This is a genomic window from Janthinobacterium sp. OK676, from assembly GCF_900103595.1.
GTDB lineage: Bacteria > Pseudomonadota > Gammaproteobacteria > Burkholderiales > Burkholderiaceae_D > Janthinobacterium.
In genome coordinates, this window is record NZ_FNHA01000003.1 from 120,199 (window position 1) to 142,070 (window position 21,872).

The 21,872-nt window shown below is 65.0% G+C and carries 20 protein-coding genes; 9 read left to right on the forward strand and 11 right to left on the reverse strand.

Annotated elements, in window-relative coordinates; all coding sequences use genetic code 11:
* Positions 1-2: 2 nt before the first annotated feature.
* A complete protein-coding gene (gene ytfE, locus BLU39_RS07420; RefSeq protein WP_092711535.1) occupies positions 3-680 on the reverse strand; it encodes an iron-sulfur cluster repair protein YtfE in 678 nt (225 codons plus the stop codon).
* Between the two features lie 26 nt (positions 681-706).
* On the reverse strand, positions 707-2,173 hold the full coding sequence (gene nirK / locus BLU39_RS07425) for a copper-containing nitrite reductase (protein ID WP_092711537.1): 1,467 nt from the start codon (positions 2,171-2,173) through the stop codon (positions 707-709).
* A gap of 150 nt (positions 2,174-2,323) precedes the next feature.
* Here nirK and norR point away from each other — a divergent pair, with 150 nt between their 5' ends.
* Positions 2,324-3,883: a nitric oxide reductase transcriptional regulator NorR gene (gene norR / locus BLU39_RS07430; protein ID WP_092711539.1), complete on the forward strand. Its 1,560-nt coding sequence runs from the start codon at positions 2,324-2,326 to the stop codon at positions 3,881-3,883.
* 140 nt (positions 3,884-4,023) lie between these two features.
* Here the strand turns inward: norR and BLU39_RS07435 are convergent, their stop codons facing one another.
* The gene (locus tag BLU39_RS07435) at positions 4,024-4,365 is read right to left on the reverse strand and encodes a c-type cytochrome (protein ID WP_092712191.1); all 342 of its coding nucleotides are present in this window, start codon (positions 4,363-4,365) and stop codon (positions 4,024-4,026) included.
* Positions 4,366-4,379: 14 nt separating this feature from the next.
* A complete protein-coding gene (locus BLU39_RS07440; RefSeq protein ID WP_046684254.1) occupies positions 4,380-4,709 on the reverse strand; it encodes a c-type cytochrome in 330 nt (109 codons plus the stop codon).
* A gap of 233 nt (positions 4,710-4,942) precedes the next feature.
* On the opposite strand from BLU39_RS07440, the gene BLU39_RS07445 reads away from it, so the two are divergent.
* From BLU39_RS07445 to BLU39_RS07470, 5 genes are all read left to right on the forward strand, one after another.
* Positions 4,943-5,812: an AAA family ATPase gene (locus tag BLU39_RS07445; protein WP_034746522.1), complete on the forward strand. Its 870-nt coding sequence runs from the start codon at positions 4,943-4,945 to the stop codon at positions 5,810-5,812.
* A 9-nt stretch (positions 5,813-5,821) separates the two neighbouring features.
* Entirely contained in the window at positions 5,822-6,484 is a 663-nt protein-coding gene (locus BLU39_RS07450) for a GNAT family N-acetyltransferase (protein ID WP_092711541.1), read from the forward strand.
* Positions 6,478-7,647, forward strand: coding sequence for a vWA domain-containing protein (locus BLU39_RS07455; protein ID WP_092711543.1), 1,170 nt, complete (start codon positions 6,478-6,480; stop codon positions 7,645-7,647). The genes BLU39_RS07450 and BLU39_RS07455 overlap by 7 nt, the downstream gene beginning before the upstream one ends.
* Before the next feature lie 313 nt (positions 7,648-7,960).
* Complete coding sequence (locus BLU39_RS07465) at positions 7,961-9,148, forward strand: cation:proton antiporter (protein ID WP_058048277.1); 1,188 nt, start codon at positions 7,961-7,963, stop codon at positions 9,146-9,148.
* A complete protein-coding gene (locus BLU39_RS07470) occupies positions 9,149-10,279 on the forward strand; it encodes a YbdK family carboxylate-amine ligase (protein ID WP_092711547.1) in 1,131 nt (376 codons plus the stop codon).
* 272 nt (positions 10,280-10,551) lie between these two features.
* On the opposite strand, the gene BLU39_RS07475 is transcribed toward BLU39_RS07470, so the two are convergent.
* Positions 10,552-11,631, reverse strand: a complete 1,080-nt coding sequence (locus BLU39_RS07475) for an alginate lyase family protein (protein WP_092711548.1) — start codon at positions 11,629-11,631, stop codon at positions 10,552-10,554.
* Positions 11,628-12,635, reverse strand: a complete 1,008-nt coding sequence (locus tag BLU39_RS07480; RefSeq protein WP_092711550.1) for a gamma-glutamyl-gamma-aminobutyrate hydrolase family protein — start codon at positions 12,633-12,635, stop codon at positions 11,628-11,630. The genes BLU39_RS07475 and BLU39_RS07480 overlap by 4 nt, the downstream gene beginning before the upstream one ends.
* A 219-nt stretch (positions 12,636-12,854) precedes the next feature.
* On the opposite strand from BLU39_RS07480, the gene BLU39_RS07485 reads away from it, so the two are divergent.
* From BLU39_RS07485 to BLU39_RS07495, 3 genes are read left to right on the forward strand one after another with little or no spacing between them, the layout of a single operon-like run.
* On the forward strand, positions 12,855-13,154 hold the full coding sequence (locus BLU39_RS07485) for a hypothetical protein (RefSeq protein WP_254788913.1): 300 nt from the start codon (positions 12,855-12,857) through the stop codon (positions 13,152-13,154).
* Positions 13,151-14,188, forward strand: coding sequence for a 4-hydroxy-tetrahydrodipicolinate synthase (gene dapA, locus BLU39_RS07490; protein WP_092711552.1), 1,038 nt, complete (start codon positions 13,151-13,153; stop codon positions 14,186-14,188). The genes BLU39_RS07485 and dapA overlap by 4 nt, the downstream gene beginning before the upstream one ends.
* The gene (locus tag BLU39_RS07495) at positions 14,166-14,717 is read left to right on the forward strand and encodes a ParA family protein (protein WP_092711554.1); all 552 of its coding nucleotides are present in this window, start codon (positions 14,166-14,168) and stop codon (positions 14,715-14,717) included. The genes dapA and BLU39_RS07495 overlap by 23 nt, the downstream gene beginning before the upstream one ends.
* Before the next feature lie 84 nt (positions 14,718-14,801).
* Here BLU39_RS07495 and BLU39_RS07500 read toward each other — a convergent pair whose 3' ends face one another.
* From BLU39_RS07500 to kdpB, 5 genes are all read right to left on the reverse strand, one after another.
* The gene (locus BLU39_RS07500) at positions 14,802-15,551 is read right to left on the reverse strand and encodes a TorF family putative porin (protein WP_092711556.1); all 750 of its coding nucleotides are present in this window, start codon (positions 15,549-15,551) and stop codon (positions 14,802-14,804) included.
* Positions 15,552-15,682: 131 nt separating this feature from the next.
* The gene (gene kdpE, locus BLU39_RS07505) at positions 15,683-16,381 is read right to left on the reverse strand and encodes a two-component system response regulator KdpE (protein WP_092711558.1); all 699 of its coding nucleotides are present in this window, start codon (positions 16,379-16,381) and stop codon (positions 15,683-15,685) included.
* Entirely contained in the window at positions 16,378-19,125 is a 2,748-nt protein-coding gene (locus tag BLU39_RS07510) for a DUF4118 domain-containing protein (RefSeq protein ID WP_092711560.1), read from the reverse strand. Before BLU39_RS07510 ends, kdpE begins: the two co-directional genes overlap by 4 nt.
* Positions 19,126-19,201: 76 nt before the next feature.
* Complete coding sequence (kdpC, locus tag BLU39_RS07515; RefSeq protein ID WP_092711562.1) at positions 19,202-19,777, reverse strand: potassium-transporting ATPase subunit KdpC; 576 nt, start codon at positions 19,775-19,777, stop codon at positions 19,202-19,204.
* A 10-nt stretch (positions 19,778-19,787) separates the two neighbouring features.
* On the reverse strand, positions 19,788-21,872 hold the full coding sequence (gene kdpB / locus BLU39_RS07520) for a potassium-transporting ATPase subunit KdpB (RefSeq protein ID WP_092711564.1): 2,085 nt from the start codon (positions 21,870-21,872) through the stop codon (positions 19,788-19,790).

Consider the following 21,872-nt stretch of genomic DNA (forward strand, 5'->3'; position numbering starts at 1 on the left):
TGTCAGTGCACCACGGCCGGCGCAAAGCGCTCGAACAGGATATTGTTTTCGGTATGGATATGCGCCATCAGATCCTCGCGGAAGGTGCGCAAGCCCGTGTACAGCGCGCGCCAGGTGGTGCAGGCGCCGCCAGGTGCGGTGATATCGTTCGTCATTTCCTCCATCGCGCGCAAGGCCACGCCATGGTCGTCGTGCTCCATGCGCATCACGTTGATGGGCGCGCCGGCCCGTGGGCCCTGGCCGCGCACGATCATGGGGAACAGCACGTCTTCTTCCTTGCGCATATGGCTTTCCAGTTCCTGCGCCATGGCCGACAGGTGTTCCGCCAGCCCGTGCGGACAGTCGGCGCGGTCGCCATGCACCTGCTCGACCTTGCGCGCCAGGCGTATCAGTTCGGGCAGCTGCTCGCGGTGCACGGCGTGGTAGCGCGACAGGATGTGTTCCACCAGCTCGGTGGCCGAAGCTTCCTGCCAGTCACGCTCGCCGCTGGCGTCAGTCCGCCCTGCCAGCACTTGCAACTCCTTGACGATGGGCGCCGTGTCCACGCCGGCCGCTTCGGCCGCCGCGCGCAGGGTCTTGTTGCCGCCGCAGCAGAAATCCAGGCGGTGGGCATCGAACAGGCGCGTGGCGCCGGGGATGCGGCGGGCCAGCTGGCCCAGGGATTGATCGATCATGTCCATAATGGTTCCTTGAGGATGAATGGGGTTTATTGATGGGCACCAGCGTGGTAGACGCCGGGCACCGGTTCGCCAGTCACTTCCAGCACGCCCACGGCGCCCTTGCCGGCGCGCGACAGCGCATGGTCGACCAGCAGATAGCTGCCAGGATGCTGTACCTTGAGTTCGACGATGGTCGCGCCGCCCGGTGCCACAAGCGTCGTTTGCACGTCGTGTTTCGGGCTGCTGATCGAGCCTTCGCTGTACACCTTGTCGAAGATCTCGCCGATGATGTGGAACGATGAAATCTTGTTCGGGCCGCCGACGCCGAAATAGATGCGCACCGTCTCGCCGACTTTCGCCTGCAGTTTGTGCGTCTTGCTCAGGGCGCCCACTTCGCCGTTGAAGACGTAGTAGTCGGGCAGCTCATTGGCCATTTTTTCCAGGTTCGCTTCCTGGTGCACGGGTGCGCCGTGCGGACGGCCCGTGTACATCTCGCCCTGCATCACGTAATACTCGCGGTCGACTTTTGACAAGCCGCCTTCCGGTTCGACCAGGATCATGCCGTACATGCCGGCCGCGATATGCTGCGGCACCAGCGGCGTGGCGCAGTGGTACACGAACAGGCCGGGATTGAGCGCCTTGAAGGTGACGGTTTTTTCCTGGCCCGGCGCCACCTGCGTATGCTGCCCGCCGCCATGACCACCCGTCACGGCATGCAAGTCGATCGAGTGGATCATCTTGCTGTCCTTGGCGTTGAACAGGGTCAGTTCCACCGTGTCGCCCACCTTCGCGCGCAGCATGGGGCCGGGCACCTGGCGGTTGAAGGTCCAGTAGGTAAAACTGGTGCCGTCATCGAGCTTGCCCGGCAGTTCCACCGTCTCCATCCGGTATTTCAGGGTTTGCGGCGCACGCGCGCCAATGGCGGACGGCACGGAGGCGGGATTGGCCGCCACGTTGACGGCAGATGGGTCGGGGCCGCGCATCGGCGATGGCGCGGGCGTGTACAGGGCCAGCGCGGCGGCCTGGCTCGATTCGCTGGCCGCCTTCGGCGCCGCCGTCTCGGCCAGCGAGGTACCGCTCACTTCCAGCTTGCCTTCCATGCCGATCTGGCGGTGGCCGGGGATCGAGCAGTAATAAGTGAACGTGCCCGCGCGCGTGACCTTGAAGCGCACGGTGGTGCTGCCGCTGTTGGCGCTGAACTTCGCGGATGCGACGTTCAGTTCCGGGATCAGCAGATCGTGCTCGGCGCCTTCGCCGCTTTTCAGCACCAGTTCGACCGTGTCGCCCACCTTGGCCGCCAGCACGGGGTTGACCTGGCCCTTGGCGTCGATGAACACCATCTTGCCGTCGACGATATTGGTTTGCAGTTCATAGCGCTTGAGCGCGGCGGCGGCCGAGGGTTGGCTGACAGCGGCGGCGGTGGCAGGGAGGCTCACCTGGGCTTGCACGGACAGGGGCATGGCCAGTACGCAGACGGCGGCGGCAATGGCGCGGAGGGAGGGAGTCGTTTTCATCAAGCTTTCCTTGGTCTTGTATGCCGGTTCGGCACCCTTACCCAGGCAATCCGTGTGCCAGGAAAAACTTGTTTTAAATCAACGATTTGAAAAATGCAGGGTCGATATGACCCTCTTTGGGCGTGGTCCGTTGTACCCTGCATGGTAATTATGACCACCACCGCCATCCACCTGCTGCTGCTCACCGACCTGGTCGCCGACCTGCCCGTGGCCGTGCGCCTGCAGCGCCTCGTCGGCAGCCTGCGCGCCCACTTCGGCTGCGAAGCCGTGGCCTTGCTCAAGCTCGACGGCGAGCATTTGCGCCCCGTGGCGATGGCCGGCCTGGCCAGCGACGCGCTGGGACGCCGCTTCGCCGTCGCCGACCATCCACGCCTGGCCGCCATCCTGCAGCGGCGCGGCGTACTGTGCTTCCATCACGACAGTTCCCTGCCCGATCCCTACGATGGCCTGATCGCCGAGCGGGCCGGCGAGCCGCTGCCCGTGCACGACTGCATGGGCATGGCGCTGGACCTGGAAGGCGAACGCTGGGGCGTGATCACGCTCGACGCGCTGCAGGTGGGCACCTTCGACGGGCAGGCGCAGCGCGACCTGGGCGAACTGGCCTGCGCCATCGAGGCGGCCGTGCGCGTGACGCGGCTGGAAACGGAAATCCGCGCCCTGCGCCTGTCGGGCGGCGCCATGCTGGCCGATGCGCAGGCGCCGCGCGAGGAACACGATTTCGTCGGCCAGAGCGGCGCCATCACGCACTTGCTGCACGAATTGCAGGTGGTGGCCGATTCCGAACTGCCCGTGCTGCTGCTGGGAGAAACGGGCGTCGGCAAGGAATTGTGTGCGCACCGCCTGCACCGGCTGTCGCGCCGCGCGGGCAAGCCTTTGATCCACGTCAATTGCGCGGCCTTGCCGGAATCGCTGGCCGAAAGCGAATTGTTCGGCCATGTGCGCGGTGCGTTTTCCGGCGCCGTCAGCGACCGGCCCGGGCGCTTCGAGGCGGCCGAAGGGGGCACCCTGTTTCTCGATGAAGTGGGGGAATTGCCATTGTCGATACAGGCCAAGCTGCTGCGCACCTTGCAAAATGGCGAAATCCAGCGCCTGGGCGCGGACCGGCCGCGCCGCGTCAACGTGCGCGTGATCGCCGCCACCAACCGCAGTCTGCGCGAGCATGTGCGCGACGGCACGTTCCGCGCCGACCTGTATCACCGTTTATCCGTGTATCCCGTGCCGATTCCGCCGCTGCGCGAGCGGGGCAATGACGTGCTGCTGCTGGCCGGCGGTTTCCTGGAACTGAACCGCGCGCGCCTGGGCTTGCGCAGCCTGCGCCTGTCCGCTGCGGCGGAAAACGCCTTGTGCCACTACCGCTGGCCCGGCAACGTGCGCGAACTGGAACATGTGATCAGCCGGGCCGCGCTGAAAGCCGTGATACGCGGCGCGGACCGCAAGGACATCGTGACCCTGGAAACGGACATGCTCGACCTCGATGCGCTGGAAGCGCCGGCCGGCGCGGATACGCAATTGCCGGCGCCAGCCGCCTGTGGCACGCCGGCGGCGCCGCTGCTATCGATGCATCAGATCGTGGAAGCGAGCCAGCGCCAGGCCATCCGGCAAGCGCTGGTGCTGCATCAGGATAACTGGGCCGCCGCGGCGCGGCAGCTGGGGCTCGACGCAAGCAATCTGCACAAGCTGGCGCGCCGCGTCGGACTGAAGAACACCTAACCAAACCTACTGCGCGTCGGTATAGGCAACCTGCGATGCTCACTGTGCTTCAGCACAGTTCCGCGTCTCGGCCGCCTCTCCCTTCCGCTCGCTACGGTTTTGTCAGGTGTCAGAACAACCAATCAATCCGGCGCTACAACTCAGCGGTGAGTCACCAGGCTGGTCGGCAAACTGTGCAGGTAGGCGGCCAGGTCCTTGATGTCCTGGTTGCTCAGCGGTTTTACCTGGCCCGTCATGATGGCGTTGTTGCGGCCGTTGGCCTTGTCGCCCCGCTTATACGCGGTCAACGCGTGTTCCAGGTAATCGCGGTGCTGGCCCGCCAGTTTCGGGTACGACGGGTCGATGGGCGAGCCGTAATCCTTGCCGTGGCAGGTGGCGCAGCTGTATTTTTCGGCCAGGGCCTTACCGGTATTGATATTGCCGGCGGCGCTGGCGGAAAACGAGACGGTGGCGCAAACGAGGGCGGCGAGTAGTGTTTTCATCATCTGGCTGGTCCTCAGTTCGGCTTGGCTTGTTGCGCATAATACGCGGCGACATCGGCGATATCCTGGTCCGACAGGCTGCTGGCGATGCCCTTCATGCTGGGGTGCTTGCGGTCGCCCTTCTTGTAGGCTTGCAGCGCATTCTCGATATATTTTGCCGGCTGGCCGCCGATCATCGGTACCTGGAATACTTCAGGGAAGGTTGCCTTGTAACCGGGAATGCCGTGGCAGCCGATACACATTTCCACCTTGGCAGGGGCTGCCTTGGCGTTTCCTACAATGTCAGCCGCTGTGACGGCATTTGCTATGCCGGCAAGCACGAGAAGTGCAAATATTTTTTTCATAGTGGCAATGTGAACAATGGTAATCGGAGAAACGCCAGAGCTGGTTTTTATTGATTTTATGAGTTGACAATTAAGGTTGCCAATTAATCTGCTGCTTGCCGATTCTAGCCAAGATATTCTTGCAAGTCCACCTATAAAACCCGCATTGTAGGCAGGCAGGCACAGGCCGTCCGCGTGACGCTGGGCCGCAGTTCTGTTTATACTCACCCTTTCCCCACTTTGGCAGACCGCTCATGCAAGCACAGCACACCCAGCAAGGCCAACGCTTCGAAGGTTCCGACAGCTACGTCGCCACCGCCGACCTGAAACTGGCCGTGAATGCGGCGCTGACCCTGCAGCGCCCGCTGCTGATCAAGGGCGAGCCGGGTACGGGCAAGACCATGCTGGCCGAGGAAGTGGCCGCCGCGCTGAACATGCCGCTGATGCAATGGCATATCAAATCGACCACCAAGGCGCAGCAGGGCCTGTACGAATACGATGCCGTCTCGCGCCTGCGCGATTCGCAGCTGGGCGACGAGCGCGTGCGCGACATCCAGAACTACATCGTCAAGGGCGTGCTGTGGCAGGCCTTCACGGCGCCCGAACCGGTGGTGCTGCTGATCGACGAGATCGACAAGGCCGACATCGAATTCCCGAACGACCTGCTGCGCGAACTGGACCGCATGGAGTTCTATGTGTACGAGACGCGCGAAATGGTCACGGCGCGCCACCGCCCGCTCGTCATCATCACCTCGAACAACGAGAAGGAATTGCCGGACGCCTTTTTGCGCCGCTGCTTCTTCCACTACATCAAGTTCCCGGACAAGGACACGATGGAGCAGATCGTCGCCGTCCACTACCCGCACCTGAAACAGGAATTGCTGGCGCAGGCGCTGCAAACCTTCTATGAAGTGCGCGACGTGCCGGGCCTGAAGAAAAAACCGTCGACGTCGGAATTCCTCGACTGGCTCAAGCTCCTGCTGGCCGAGGACATTCCGGCCGAAGCCTTGCGCAGCAAGGACAACAAGGCCGTCGTGCCACCGCTGCATGGCGCGCTGCTGAAAAACGAGCAGGACGTGCACCTGTTCGAGCGCCTGATGTTCATGTCGCGCACCAACCGCTAAGGAGCACCGGTGAACGACATCAGCCCCGACAAGGTCTTCGTCCCCCTGGAACTGCACGGCATCCGCCTCGAAGCGCTGGCGCCGCACCATGCGGCCGGCTTGCGTGCGGCGGCCATGGATGGCGAACTGTGGAATCTGCGCGTCACCTCCGTGCCCGAGCCGGACCAGGTGGACCAGTACATTTTCAAGGGCATCGAGATGCGCCCTTCGCGCTTCGCCTTTGCCGTCGTCGACGCGGCCAGCGGCGAGGTGCTGGGCACCACCAGCTACCACGACGTGGTGCCCGAGATCAAACGGCTGGAAATCGGCTACACCTGGTATGCGAAGCGCTGCCAGCGCAGCCACGTCAACACCACCTGCAAATTGCTGCTGCTGACGCACGCCTTCGACACGCTCGGCTACGCGCTGGTGGGCCTGCGCACCGATAATTTCAACCACGCCTCGCAGGCGGCCATCGAACGCCTGGGCGCGAAAAAAGATGGCGTGCTGCGCCACCATGGGCTGCGCCGCGACGGCACCGTGCGCGACACGGTCATGTACAGCATCACGCGCGGCGAGTGGCCGGAAATCGCCGCCCATCTGCGCTACAAGCTGGCGCAGCGCCCCATCGCGGCGCTGCCCCGCGCGGGAGGTGAAGGGACCGCGGCAGGGATACAGGCATCGCCATGCTGATCGATTTCTTCTTCACGCTCAAGGATGCGAAGATTCCCGTCTCGATCAAGGAATTTCTGACCTTGCTTGAGGCGCTGCAAAAGAACGTCATCGACGCCTCGATGGATGATTTCTACTATCTGGCGCGCCTGACCCTGGTCAAGGACGAAGCCCATTTCGACAAGTTCGACCGCGCCTTTGCGCAGTACTTCAAGGGCGTCAGCGCGGCCTTCGACACGAATGCGGCGATACCGCTCGACTGGCTGCTGAAACGCATGCAGCGCGAGCTGTCCGAGGAACAGAAGGCGCAGCTGGAAAAATTCGGCTACGACAAGCTGATGGACCGCCTGAACGAGCTGCTGAAGGAGCAGAAGGAGCGCCACGAGGGCGGCGGCAAGTGGATCGGCACGGGCGGCACGTCGCCGTTCGGCAATGGCGGCACGAACCCGGAAGGCATCCGCATCGGCGGCAAGGGCGGCAACCGCACGGCCGTGAAAGTGTGGGAAGCGCGCAGCTACAAGGACTACGACGGCGAGCGCGAACTCGGTACGCGCAACATCAAGGTGGCCTTGCGCCGCCTGCGCAAGTTCGCGCGCGAAGGCGCGGAAGACGAACTGGCGCTCGACGCCACCATCGCCGCCACGGCGAACAATGCGGGCTACCTCGACATCAAGATGCGGCCCGAGCGCAAGAACCGCATCAAGGTGCTGATGCTGTTCGATGTGGGCGGCAGCATGGACGACCATATCGAGCGCACCGAGGAACTGTTCTCGGCGGCGAAGACGGAATTCAAGAACATGGAATTCTTTTACTTCCATAACTGCGTCTACGACTATTTGTGGAAGAACAACCGGCGCCGCAACGCCGAGCGCTTTTCCACCTGGGACGTGCTGCGCAAATACCCGCCCGACACCAAGCTGATCTTCGTCGGCGACGCCACCATGAGCCCCTACGAAATCCTGCAGCCGGGCGGCAGCGTCGAATACAACAACGAGGAAGCGGGTTCCACATGGCTGGCGCGCTTTACCCAGGCGTTCCCGAAATTCATCTGGCTCAATCCCGAGTCTGAGGGATTGTGGCAGTACCGCCAGTCCATCGGCGTGATGCGGCAGTTGATGAACAACCGCATGTTCCCCCTGTCGATCGACGGGCTGGAACGGGGCATGCGTCTGCTCAGTAAATAAAAACGCATAACAAAAAGTCCATGGCGGCAGGGGGCCGCCATGCCGTACACTGCGACACGGCACTACCGTGCGGAGCATCTCCGCCGCGGGCGGGTACCATACGCTGGTACCAGTCCTGCCCTACCCTGCTGCATCCTGTGCGCGGCCGCCATGGCCGCGACACTGTTCGATTGCGCACATCGTGCGCGCCTTCTGCTCCGGTAGAATCGGCGCATCGCTCTGCGCAAACAATGCACCATCGCTGCACCACGACATAGCCGCGCCAGCCCCCGTGCTGCCGGCCGGTGCCAGCGCCATTTTCAAAGGAATGAGCATGCAAAGTCTGATCTCGATCGCCGCCGACCTGTCCTGGCCGTTCGCCATTACCCTGGCCTGGGTGGTGGGCGAATTCGGCCACCGCTGGACGGGCCTGCCGCGCATCAGTTTTTACGGCGTGATCGGCTTCGTCCTCGCGCAGACGCAGGTGGGCATCCTGCCGCAGACGGACGCCGGCCCCATGCTGGTGCTCGCCGACGTGGCCTTCGGCCTGATCCTGTTCGAGGTGGGCTACCGCATCAATCTGCGCTGGCTGAAGAACAACCCGTGGATCGCCGTCACGGGCCTGGTCGAATCGCTGCTGACCTTTGCCGTCGTCTACTTCATCGGCATCGAATTCGGCAGCACTTCGATGACGGCGCTGCTGCTGGCATCGCTGGCCATGTCCACCTCGCCGGCCACCATCATGCGCGTCATCAACGAGGAACGCAGCTCGGGCCAGGTCACGGAACGCATCGTCCACCTCACGGCCTTGAATTGCGTGCTGGCCGTCTTCACGTTCAACATCATCGTCGGCTTCTGGATGTTCCAGAGCTCCACCGACCTGATCGAGGCGAGCAGCAGCAGCGCCGCCGTGCTGGCCGCCTCGGTGGCCGCCGGCACCGTCTTCGGCATCGTCGTGCCGGCCATGCTGCGCCGCCTGGGCAATATGGCGCAGGATGCCACCGTGGCGTTCGCGCTGTCGGTGATGCTGCTCGTCGCCCTCACCTACACCACCAGCCTGTCGCCGCTGCTGGCCACGCTCACTTTCGGCCTGGTGGCGCGCCACCGCCGTGTCGCCTTCAGCCAGGCGCAGCGCAATTTCGGCGCCATGGGCGAGCTGTTGACGGTGCTGCTGTTCGTGTATGCCGCCTCGACCCTGGAATGGGCCAGCGTGACGGCCGGCGCGGGCCTGGCCCTGGCCGTCGTCGGCGGACGCTTGCTGACGAAGGTCGCCGGCGTGGCCGCGTTTTCGCACGTGAGCGGCATTTCCTGGCGCAAGGGCGTGCTGACGGGCGTGGCGCTGACGCCCGTTTCCGTCTTCATCATCCTGCTGCTCGAACACGCGCGCCAGCACGGCGTGAACTTCGGCGACGAATTGAACGCCCTGGCCGCCGTCACCCTGGGCCTGGAACTGGTCGGCCCCGTGCTGGTGCAGCGCGTGCTGATGCTGGCCAAAGAAACCCACGAAATCAAGGAGCGCTAAATGCCGCTGGAACCCTTTGGCCAATCGGCCGCGCTGACCTTCGGCGTCGAACTCGAACTGCAACTGGTAAATCTGTCGGACTATGACTTGACGGCCGCCAGCCCCGACCTGCTGCATCTGCTGAACAAAAAACCGTTCCCCGGCAACGTCACGCCGGAAATCACCGAGAGCATGATCGAGATCAACTCGAGCGTGCACACGCACCACGGCCCCCTGCTGGAGCAGTTGCAGGAAATCCGCGACACCTTGATCACGGCCGGCGACAAGCTCAATATTGGCATCGCGGGCGGCGGCACGCACCCGTTCCAGCAATGGTCGTCGCAAAAGATCTTTTCCAAGCCCCGCTTCCAGGAGATTTCGGAGCTGTACGGCTACCTGGCCAAGCAGTTCACCATCTTCGGCCAGCACGTGCACATCGGCTGCGCCTCGGGCGACGACGCCATGTTTTTGCTGCATTCGCTGAACCGCTACATCCCCCACTTCATCGCCCTGTCGGCCTCCTCGCCCTACGTGCAGGGGCGCGACACCCTGTTCGACTCGGCCCGCCTGAACTCCGTGTTCGCGTTTCCCATGAGCGGGCGGGCGCCGTTCACCCTGAGCTGGGACCAGTTCTCCAACGAGTATTTCGCCAAGATGGAGAACACGGGCATCATCAAGAGCATGAAGGATTTTTACTGGGATATCCGTCCCAAGCCGGAATTCGGCACCATCGAACTGCGCGTGTGCGACACGCCGCTGACGGTGGAACGGGCCGCCGCGCTGGCCGCCTACCTGCAGGCCCTGTGCCGCTACCTGCTCGAACGCCGCGAAACCCCGCCGGTGGAAGACGATTACCTCGTGTATAACTACAACCGCTTCCAGGCTTGCCGCTTCGGCCTCGATGGCGCCATCACGCATCCGAAAACCTACGAGACGATGTCGCTGCGCGAAGACATCATGACCACCCTGCGCAAGATGGAGCCGCACGCCGAGGCGCTGGGCAGCACGCCAGCCCTGAAACACCTGTCGGACGTGGCCAAGCAATGGAGCGACGCGCAATACCTGCGCAAGCAGCGCAATGTGCAGGGCAGCGCCGAGGGCATGGTCGATTCGGCGATCCGCTGCTTCCGGGGCGATCCGATGAACTACTGACGCTGCCCGAACGTAGGCCGACTGGCGCCGCCAACGGTGTTGTCGGATTACGGTCCTTCGGATCTAATCCGACCTACCCGCTGCCCCCGACAACGCATGAATTACTGATTTTGCTCAGCCTGAGACCGTAGGCCGGATTAGCGGCATAGCCGCGTAATCCGACAACATTGCGAGCGCTGGATAAAAAATACATGACGGGCCCGGGTCGGTTCCAGACGGGCTTTTACGGCGAACCGCGCAATGTCATGCTGACCTTGCGCACGAAGTTTTAATCAGCTGCCATACAGCGCCAGCGCCCAGGCTGGCGGGCGCAGTTCCAGCGCCAGGGTCAGGTAAGCGGGATCGAAGCGCGCCGCCAGCAAATACACATTGGCGGCGCCCTTCGGCTCCCAATTCCCCGTAAAGCCCTTTTCGCCGGCCGCCACGCGCTTGCGGTCGAAGGGCACGGCGCTTTTCGCGAATTCCTCGTGCGTCTTTTTGCCCTGCGCGTACGGCGCCAGCCAGGCCAGCGCCTCGGCCAGGCGCCGCGCTTCCGGCGCGCCATACCAGTCGTCGCCATGCGCCTGCGCCATCAGGGCCGTCGTCAGCAGCGGCTCCAGGCTGTAGGTGGTGTAGTGCAGGGCGTCGCGCTGCTCGAAGTCGAAGGGCACGCCACCGGCGCCGATATTGCGCGGCACGTGCGCCAGGAAGCGCTCTTTCGCGCGCGCGATCAGCAAGGCGTCGCCCGTCACATACGCGGCGGCCGTGCCGATCTTGATGCGGTGGCTGTGCCAGTTGTTGCTCGCCGTGGACGGACCGCCCACCTTGATGGGATCACTCAGATAGCCATTCGCCAGGGTGCGGCAAAACGCCTGCACCTGCTCGCGCTCGACGCCGTTCAAACGCTCCTGGACCAGGTCAAAACCCATCAGCAGGCTGGCCAGTTCCGTCTCGTCGACAGGGCTGAACGAGGGTGCATAGCTGCCGCTCCAGGCCAGCAGCAGCTGGCGCGCCGCCTCGAAATGCGCCATCTCGCCCGACAGCCGCCAGGCCAGGGCCTGCAAGCGCGCCTGGCGCCAGTCTTCCTGCGCCTGCTGGCTGGTCTCGCGCCCGCCCTCTCCCTTCAGCAGGCCGCCCGTGCGCACTTCGGCCATCAGATGCACGGGCCGCGCCGCATCCTTGCGCGCCGACTTGAGCACCTGTTCGGCAATGGCCGGCGCCACCTGCGCCTTGAGCGTGCGGGCCCGCGCGGCGGAGGTCAGCGCAAACGGCAGCGGGCCGTCGTGCGGGCGCGGCGCGGCGCGCAAGCCGACCAGGGGAAGTGCCAGCAGGCCGGCCAGCAGCGTGCGCCGGCGGATCAGGTGCGCACTCAAAACCGAGTCTCCCGCGCCGCGCGCAAGAAATTATCGAGGATGGGCGTGCAATCGAGCAGCTCGACGCCGCCCGCCGAATGGAATTCCGGATGCCACTGCAAGCCCATGACAAAGCGCGCCCGCTGGTAGCGGATGGCTTCGACGATATTGTCCCCTTGCGAATACGCTTCCACGGTGACGTCGCGTCCCAGGTCCTTGACCGACTGGTGGTGGATGGAATTGACGAGCGCCTCGCCCGCCTTCGGGAACATGCCCGCCAGCGACGAGCCTTTCGGGAAGACGATGGTGTGGCGGTGGCGGTCATACAGGTCGTTGACGTGCGAGGCGGCGCCTTCCACGTCGGAGGCGATGTCCTGGTACAGGGTGCCGCCAAAGCCCACGTTGATCAGTTGGCAGCCGCGGCATATGCCCAGCACGGGCTTGCCCGCATCGACGAATTCGTGCAGCAGCTCCAGTTCGTACAGGTCGCGCGCGCGGTCGCCGTTCCATTCAGGCCGCGTGGCAGCCTCGGAATACGTCTGCGGCGAGACGTCGGCGCCGCCCTGCAGCACCAGGCCATCGAGGTGGCGCGCATAGTGGCGCAAGGTGATGTTACTCGGATGTAGCTGGCCGCTCGTATTGACGGTCGGGATCATGAACACCAGCACGTCGCGCGACATGACCCACTGGGCGATCGACTCTTCCAGGTATTGCAGGTTCTTGCTGCGCAGGCCAGTGGCGCCCGGCTCCGGATGGAAAATGCGCGCCGAGATGCCGATGCGCAGGGTGCGCCGCATGAAATCGCGGCTGGCCTTGTCGCGCATGGAGCGGTAGCGCGACGAGATCACCCGCCAGGCCAGCGCCAGCGGCGTATCGTTGTCCTTCAGGTAGCGGGGGGCGGCGTCGCGTGCACGGTGCTCGTCATCGGGCGCCCGGCGGCCGACCCTGTCGGGCCGCGCCGGTGCCGGTTCTGGCGCCGCTGGGTCGGTGGACGGGGGCTGCTGGGGATCTTTTTCGTCTGACATGGCGGGGCTGACTGAAAGCGGAGAACGGTTTCAATATAAACCCCCGCCTCCGAAAGCACGATTCAATTTTGTAACAAAAGCGTACTCGCGGGGCATTCACGCAACAGCCGGACGCCCGGCGCATACGATCCGTTTACGGCGGCGGCCCCGCTTTTTAGAGAATCTTTACGGCCCCGCTGCTAATCTTGAACGTATCTCAACCACCGCTGCAAAGCCACCATGGAACCCCATTCACGCCTGCCTGCACATCACGCGCTGCCCCACCGCCATCCCCGCCTGCCCACCTTCCTCATGCACATCACGGTCGACAAAGCCTGCCTGGCCGAGCTGCGCCAGCTGGTCGTCAAAACGTGCGGCGGCATGCTGTCGTTCATGCGCGTCGAGGCGGTTGACCACGCCGAACGCATGAAAGTCTGGCTGTGCGTGACGGAACCTGCCCTGCGCCTGACGATGGACGCCGTCATGCGCCTGCTGCCGGCTGCGGAATTTGGCCGCATCAGCCAGGGGAAATCGCTATGAACCAGTATGCCTGCGACCAGGCGATGTCCTCGATGCGCATCACCGCGCACTTCCAGGGCATCTGGGTGCCGATGGTCACGCCCTTCCTTGATGACGATGGCGGCATCGACTTCGACGCCGCACAGCGGCTCGCGTGCGAGCTGGCCGCCAGCGGCATCGATGGCCTCGTGGTGTGCGGCACCACGGGCGAAGCGGCCATGCTGAGCGCCGCCGAACAGACCATGCTGCTCGACAGCGTGCTCGAAGCCGTCGGTCCCCGCTTCCCCGTCGTCATGGGCATAGGCGGCAGCGATACGCGCAAGGTCGTCGCCACGGTGCAGCGCTACAACGACCATCCGCTGGCCGGCCTGCTGGTCTCCGCACCCGCCTATGTGCGCCCTTCGCAGGACGGCATCGTGCGCCACTTCCAGGCCATCGCCGGCGCCACCGACCAGTCCATCGTGCTGTACAACGTGCCGGCCCGCACGGGCGTCAATATCGAACCGCGGACAGCCGCCCTGCTGGCGCGCGACTCGCACTTCGTCGCCATCAAGGAAGCGGGCGGCAAGCTGCAGCAGCTGGGCGAACTGCTGCTCGACACGCGCCTGGACGTCTTGTGCGGCGACGATGCGCTGCTGCTGGCCAGCCTGTCCATGGGCGGCCACGGCGCCATGTCGGCCGCCGCCCAGGTGCGCCCCGACCTGTATGCGCAGCTGTACCACCTCATCAAGCAGGGCCGCCACGGCGCCGCCGGTGCCCTGTTCAAGACCATGCTGCCCGTCATTCGCCTGCTGTTTTCCGAACCGAATCCCGCTCCCGTCAAAGCAACGCTGGCCATGCAGGGCAAGGTGCGCGGCGCCTTGCGCCTGCCGATGACGCCCATGTCTTCCGCCGGCCAGGACGCCCTGGCCGCGGCACTCGAGCCCCTGATGGAACTGCCCGCATGGACGGCCAGCGAGAAGGAGGAAGCACGCGAAGGCTGCCTGCTGCAGCTGGTCTCCCCTGCCAACATCATGCCAGCCGTGCGCCAAGATGATCATCGCCATCACGGATGAACGCGGGGGGATGGAGAAATCCATCCTGGCCGGGCGGCTGGCCGCCTCGCGCGCGCTGGCCGGCCGCAAGGTCTTGCTGCTCGATGCCGATCCGCGCCAGGGCGCCATGGCGCAAGCCATGAATATGCACGACGGCGCCATGCGCGGCAGCCTGACGCGGCCGCGCCTGATGGCGCGCGCCATCAGCGCCAAGGGCTTGCAGCCGGAGCTGGAACACCTGGTGCACTGCTACCACGACATCGTCATCGACAGCGAAGGCCGCGATTCCATGGGCAGCCGTTCGGCCCTGATCGCCGCGCGCGTGCTGGTGGTACCGCTCGACGGCGTCGTCGACGGCGCCGCGCAATCAGGCCTGGCGCGCCGCATCGCGCACGCGCGCAGCGTCAATCCCGGCCTGCGTGTGCTGCTGGTAGCGGACACGCAAGCGGCGCCCGCCCATGACCTGGCGGCGCAAATTCCCGCCGCCCGCGTGGTCAGCCTGGGGCAGCTGTACTGCGCCGTTTTCGATAACCATCAGCGCGCAGCATAGCTCTCGACAGCTGGGGTCAGACCCGACGGGTCTGACCCCGTGGCGCAAAAAAGGCGGCGCATGCGCCGCCTCTTCCTCTGTCAATTAAAACGTCTTGCTGACCGTCAGCTGCAGCGCCGTCTTGCCCATGAATTTGCCATTCACGGGCGAGGCATAGGCGGATTTGCCCGCGTTCGTGCCGATCACGGCCAGTGCACCCGAAACAAAACCGAAGTCGCGCGTGACGCCCACTTTCCAGTCCGTGTAGCTTGATGCGTCATTGTTCTTGACCTTCTGGTGGCCTGCGTGCAGGTTGCCGGTCCAGCCGTTCGTCAGGTCGATATTCGCGCCGATGTCCAGGTAGCCGCTGTTCTTGCTGTTGACGATGCCGAACAGGTTCGAGACGGCGTGCGAATACTTGACGTAGGCGGGGCCATACGACAACTGGCCGTAGACTTCCTGCGTGTCCGCGTCGGCCAGGCCGGCGACATGCTTCAAGCCGTTGTCCGCGTACACATAGGCGAGCACGCCCACGTCATAGCCGACATCGCTGCCCAACTGGCCGCGCTTGCCCGCATACAGGTCCACTTCCACGCCGCCGCTGCCGCCCGCGTCCTTGGTCCACTTGATGGTGGAGGCCCAGGCGCCCGCATACAGGCCCGTCGGATTGTTGACGTAGTCGACGCCACCCTGCAGCGCCGGCTTCAAACGCGTCTGCGAAATGCCACGATAACGGTAGTCGGACACGCCGGCCACGTTGAAGCTCACTTCATTATCGGGCTTGGCCTCGTCCGCGTGGGCCAGGCTGCCCGTCAAGGCTGTGGCGACGGCAAGTGCAAGTAGCATTTTGTTCATGGTTTTTCTTCTTCATCGGTGGTATGGGCCTTTGCCAACATGGCGCAGCTGGCCCGCCGCTGCAAAATTTTGGGTAAAGCGTCCCCCTGGTGCGCGCGGCGCCTGTTTTCAAACAGGGGGCATAAAAGGTCTTAGAGCGGCAGCAACAGCCGGTAGCCGACGGCCGTTTCCGTCAGCAGGTACTGCGGCTGGGCCGGATCGGCTTCCAGCTTCTGGCGCAGATGGCCCATGTAGATGCGCAGGTAGTGGCCGTTTTCACTGTTCGACGGCCCCCACACTTCGCGCAGCAGCTGCGGATTGGTGACCACCCTGCCCGCGTTTTTCACGAGCACGGACAGCAAACGGAATTCCGTCGGCGTCATGTGCACCAGCTGCCTGTTGCGCGTCACCAGCCGGTCCTTCAGGTCGACGCGCACGTCGCCGAACTGCACCACGCCGTCGTCGCTGGCGGCAGGCTGGCGCTGGCGGCGCAGGGTGGCGCGCACGCGGGCCAGCAATTCGCCCACGCCGAACGGCTTGCTCAGATAGTCGTCCGCGCCCGCGTCGAGCGCACGGATCTTGTCCTGCTCGTCGACGCGCGCCGACAGCACGATGATGGGCACGGCCGACCATTTGCGGATGTCGGCGATGAAATCGATGCCGTCGCCATCGGGCAGCCCCAGGTCCAGCACGATCAGGTCGGGCCGGCGCGTGCCCGCATCGATCAAGCCCCGCTGCATGGTGGCCGATTCGAAAATCTGCCAGCCCTCGTCTTCCAGCGCGGCGCGCACGAAGCGGCGGATCTGCGGTTCATCCTCGACCAGCAAGGCGGTGGCGGAAGGTTCGTTCATATTGGTTTTCCTGTTTCAAAGTCGTTCGCGTCATCGAGTTCGAGCTCCGGCGGCGCCGGGGGCGTGCCCAGCGGCAGGCTGAAGACGATGGCGGCGCCCTGTCCCGGCGCGTGCGGCTGCGCGTGGATGGTGCCGCCGTGGGCTTCGACGATGGCGCGGCAAATGGCCAGCCCCAGCCCGACACCCGGCTTGTTCGATTCGCGCTCGCCGCGCGTGAATTTTTCAAAGATGGCTTCTTCGCGGCCGGGCGGCAAGCCCGGGCCGTCATCCAGCACCGTTACCTGCAAAAACTGGCCATGCACCCCGGCCGCGACCGTGATGGTGCTGCCGGGCGGCGTGTACTTGGCCGCGTTTTCCAGCAGGTTGCACAGCACGCGCTCGACCAGCACGGCGTCGTAGCGCACCAGCGGCAAGTCCGGCGCCAGCTGCGTCAGCACGGCATGCTGCTGCAATTGCGGGCCGCTGGCGCGCAGCGCGCTGCCCACCACTTCTTCCAGCGCCTGCCATTGCAGATTCAGGCGTACCTGGCCGCTCTCGATGCGCGCCATGTCCAGCAAGTTCGCCACCAGGGCGCTCATGCGCACGGTTTCGGACTGCAGCGAGCGCGCCATGTCCAGCTGCGCGGGCGACAGCGCAGGCCGGGACAAAGCCAGCGATTCGGCCAGCCCCACCAGCGACGTCAAAGGGGTGCGCAAGTCGTGCGACAGGGCCGCCAGCAGCGAATTGCGCAGCCGCTCGGACTCCATCTGCAGCAGCGCGCCCTGGGCCACGTCGATGTAGTGCACGCGCTCGAGCGCGATGGCCGCCAGGGCGGCAAAGGTATCGAGGTGCTGGCGCTGTTCCGGCACCAGCAGCCAGCGTCCGCGCTGCGCGCCCTCGAGCGGCAGCAGCGCCAGCACGCCGCGCGTGCGCATCGGTGCGATCAGCGGCAGGTAGAAAATGGGCGACGCCGGCAAGGTATCGGTGCCCGTCCCCGCCGCCTGCGCATGGTCGAAGGCCCACTGGGCGATGCCGATATCGAGCGCCTCTCCGCCGTTCGCAGCTTGCAAGCTGCCTTCATCATCGGGCAGCAGCAGGGTGGCGCGTGCGCGGAAAGCCCGTTCGATGGCGCTTTTCGTGATGTCGAAAATCTGCTCCGTCTGCAGCACGCCGGACAGCTCGCGCGAGAATTCATACAGGGCGCGGGCGCGCGCTTCGCGGTGCGAGGCCACGCGCGCCTGGAAGCGCAGGCCCGCCGTCAGGTGGCCCGTGATCAGGCCCACGGCCAGCATCACGCCAAACGTGATCACATACTGGAAATCGCCCACGGCAAACGAGAAACGGGGCGGCACGAAGATGAAATCGAAGCTGGCCACGCCCACCAGGCTGGCCAGCGCCGCCGGCCCGCGCCCCAGGCGCACGGCCACCAGCACCACCGTCAGCAGGGACAGCATGGCGATATTGGCCAGGTCCAGATAGGGCTGCAAGGGGAGCAAGGCAAGGGCCGTGGCCAGGCTGGCGCCGGCGGCCAGGATGTAGCGCCAATGGCGCGATGGCCGGCGCGGCGCTTCCGCATCGTCGCCGGCTGCGCGCCGGGGCGCCGCATCGGCTGGCGGCAAGCCCACTTCGATCAGATCGATATCGGGCGCCAGGCTGGCCATGCGCGCGGCCGGCGGCGCCTGCCACAGGCGCGCCAGCGCATTGAAGTTGGCACGGCCACGGCCCACGATGACTTTCGAGATATTCGCGCTGCGCGCATACTCGACCACGGCGCCGGCGATGTCGGCCGACGGCACGATGGCAGTGCGCGCGCCCAGGTCCTGCGCCAGTTTCAGGGTTTTCAAAATACGCTCGCGCTGGCCCGCCGGCAGGCGCTGCAAACGCGGCGTTTCCACGTACAGCGCATGCCATTCCGCGTTCAGCTGGCTGGCCAGGCGCGCCGTGCTGCGGATCACGTGTTCGCCCCCCGCGTGCGGTCCCACGCAGGCCAGCAGCGCGGCGCCCGTCTTCCACACGGGATTGATCGATTTTTCGACACGGTACGCTTGCACGTCGTCCTGCACCCGGTCCGCCGTGCGGCGCAAGGCCAATTCGCGCAAGGCGATCAGATTGCCCTTGCGGAAAAAATGCTGCGACGCGCGCTCGGCCTGCAGCGGTTGATACACCTTGCCCTGCTTCAGGCGGCGCAGCAGTTCGTCGGCGGGGATATCGACCAGCACCACTTCGTCGGCGCGGTCGAATACCGTGTCGGGCAGGGTTTCGGCCACGCGCACGCCCGTGATCCCGCCCACCACGTCGTTCAGGCTTTCCAGGTGCTGCACGTTCACGGTCGACAGCACGTCGATGCCGGCCGCCAGCAATTCCTCGACATCCTGCCAGCGTTTCGGATGGCGCGAACCGGCCACGTTCGAGTGGGCCAGTTCATCCATCAGTATCAACGACGGCGCGCGGCGCAACGCTTCGTCGAGGTCGAACTCGTACAGGGTCTTGCCCCGGTACTCGATGGCCTTCAGGGGCAGCACGGGCAAGCCGTCCAGCTGGGCCGCCGTATCCTGGCGCCCATGCGTCTCCACCACGCCCACCAGCAAGTCCTGGCCATCGGCCAGCAGCTTACGGGCGGCGGCCAGCATCGCATAGGTCTTGCCGACACCGGCCGAAGCGCCAAAATAAATGCGCAGCCGGCCGCGCGCGGCTTTCTTTTCCTGCGCCTGCACTTGCGCCAGCAGGGCATCAGGGTCGGGGCGTTGGCTGTCGTTGGGGAGCATGGGCATCTTTTAATTGTCGATTAGCCCAAGAACAAGGGCTGGGGTCAGGCCCGACGGGTCTGACCCCGGTATCATCTTACTTTGCAGCCGCATCGAGCGCCAGATTCAGTTCCAGCACATTCACGCGCGGTTCGCCGAAAAAGCCGATATACGCGGTCTTCTGCACCTTGGCGATGGCGTTTTCCACCTGCGCCAGCGGCATGGCGCGCACGCGGGCCACGCGCGGCGCCTGGTACAGGGCGCCGGCCAGGCTGATTTCCGGATCCAGGCCGCTGCCCGACGCCGTCACCAGGTCGACGGGAATCGGATTGCGGTTACCCGGGTCGGCTTCCTTCAGGGCGGCGATGCGCGCCTTGACGGCGTCCACCAGGGCCGGATTGGTCGGTCCCTGGTTGGAGCCGCCCGAACCGGCGCCGTTGTTCGCCATCGGCGCGGTGGCCGATGGACGGCCCCAGAAATACTTGGGCGAGGTGAAGGACTGGCCGATCAGGGACGAGCCGACAGGTTTTCCGCCACGCTCGACGATGCTGCCGTTGACTTCATCGTTGAAAGCCAGCTGTCCGATGCCGGTCGCGGCGAAGGGGTAGACAACGCCACAGATCACGGTCAGCGCGGCAAACAGGACCAGGGCGGGACGTACGATGGTGCTCATGATGGTTCCTTTAGACTAAATTGAGTGCGGACAGCAGCATGTCGATCAGCTTGATGCCGATGAAGGGCAGGACGATGCCGCCCAGGCCATAGATCAGCAGGTTGCGGCGCAACAGGCTGGCCGCGCCGATGGCCCGGTATTGCACGCCCTTGAGCGCCAGCGGAATCAGCACGACGATGATCAGGGCATTGAAAATCACGGCCGACATGATGGCCGACGCGGGGCTGGCCAGGTGCATGATGTCCAGCGCCTTCAATTGCGGATAAGTGCCCACGAAGGCGGCCGGGATGATGGCGAAGTACTTGGCGATGTCGTTCGAGATCGAGAACGTCGTCAGCGAGCCGCGCGTCATCAGCATCTGCTTGCCGATTTCAACGATTTCCAGCAGCTTGGTCGGATTCGAATCGAGGTCGACCATATTGCCCGCCTCCTTGGCCGCCTGCGTGCCCGAGTTCATGGCCACGGCCACGTCGGCCTGGGCCAGCGCGGGCGCATCGTTGGTGCCGTCGCCCGTCATCGCCACCAGGCGGCCTTCGGACTGGTAGCTGCGTATCAGTTTGAGCTTGTCTTCCGGCGTCGCTTCGGCGAGGAAATCGTCCACGCCCGCTTCGGCGGCAATGGCGGCCGCCGTCAGCTTGTTGTCGCCCGTGATCATGACGGTCTTGATGCCCATGCGGCGCAGTTCCGCGAAGCGCTCCTTGATGCCGCCCTTGACGATATCCTTCAGTTCCACGGCGCCCATGACACGGCCATCGTCGACCACCACCAGCGGCGTGCTGCCGCGGCGCGCGATGTCGTCGACGGCGCGCGCCACTTCATCGGGATACGGCTGGCCCAGCGCTTCCACATACTTTTTCATGGAATCGGCCGCGCCCTTGCGCAGCTGGCGCACCTGCTGCTCGCCCGCGATATCGACGCCGCTCATGCGCGTTTGCGCCGTGAAGGGCACGAAGGTGGCGTGCAGGCTGGCCATCTCGCGTTCGCGGATGTTGAACTTCTGCTTGGCCAGCACGACGATGCTACGCCCTTCCGGCGTTTCATCGGCCAGCGAAGCCAGCTGCGCCGCGTCGGCCAGCTGCTGCTCCGTCACGCCGGGAGCCGGCACGAAGCTCGACGCCTGGCGGTTGCCCAGGGTGATGGTGCCCGTTTTATCGAGCAGCAACACGTCGACGTCGCCGGCCGCTTCCACGGCGCGGCCCGACGTGGCGATCACATTGGCCTGCATCATGCGGCTCATGCCGGCCACGCCGATGGCGGACAACAGACCGCCGATGGTGGTCGGGATCAGGCATACGAGCAACGCGATCAGCACCGTGATCGTCACGGGCGTGCCACTGCCGGCCGCCGCCACGGAAAACAGCGAATACGGCAGCAGGGTCACGGTGACGATCAGGAAGACGATCGACAGGGCCACCAGCAGAATCGTCAGGGCGATCTCGTTCGGCGTCTTCTGGCGCTTGGCGCCTTCGACCATGGCGATCATGCGGTCGATGAAGGCTTCTCCGGGATTGACGGAGACGCGCACCAGCAGCCAGTCCGACAGCACGCGGGTGCCGCCCGTGACGGCGGAAAAGTCGCCGCCCGACTCGCGGATGACGGGCGCCGATTCGCCCGTGATGGCGCTTTCGTCGACGGAAGCCACGCCCGCCGTCACTTCGCCGTCGGCGGGAATCACGTCACCGGCTTCGACCAGCACCGTCATGCCTTTGCGCAGATCGGTGGCCGGCGTGGGCAGCCAGGAGGTGCCGTATTTTGGCGTCTGCATTTTCTTTGCCATCACCGTCTGCTTGAGGGCGCGCAGCGAGGCCGCCTGCGCCTTGCTGCGGCCTTCGGCCAGCGCTTCGGCAAAGTTCGCGAACAGCACGGTAAACCACAGCCACACGGCGACGGCGACGATGAAGCCGAACGGCGCTTCGCCCTGGCCACCGCTGATCCCGGCCTGGGTCGCCAGCAGGGTCGTGATGATGCTGCCCACGTAGACGACGAACATCACGGGGCTGCGCCACTGCGTGCGGGGGTCGAGTTTTTTGAACGCATCGACGACGGCGGGGCCGATCAGTGCGGAATCGAACAAGGTCAGGCTTGTGCGTGACAT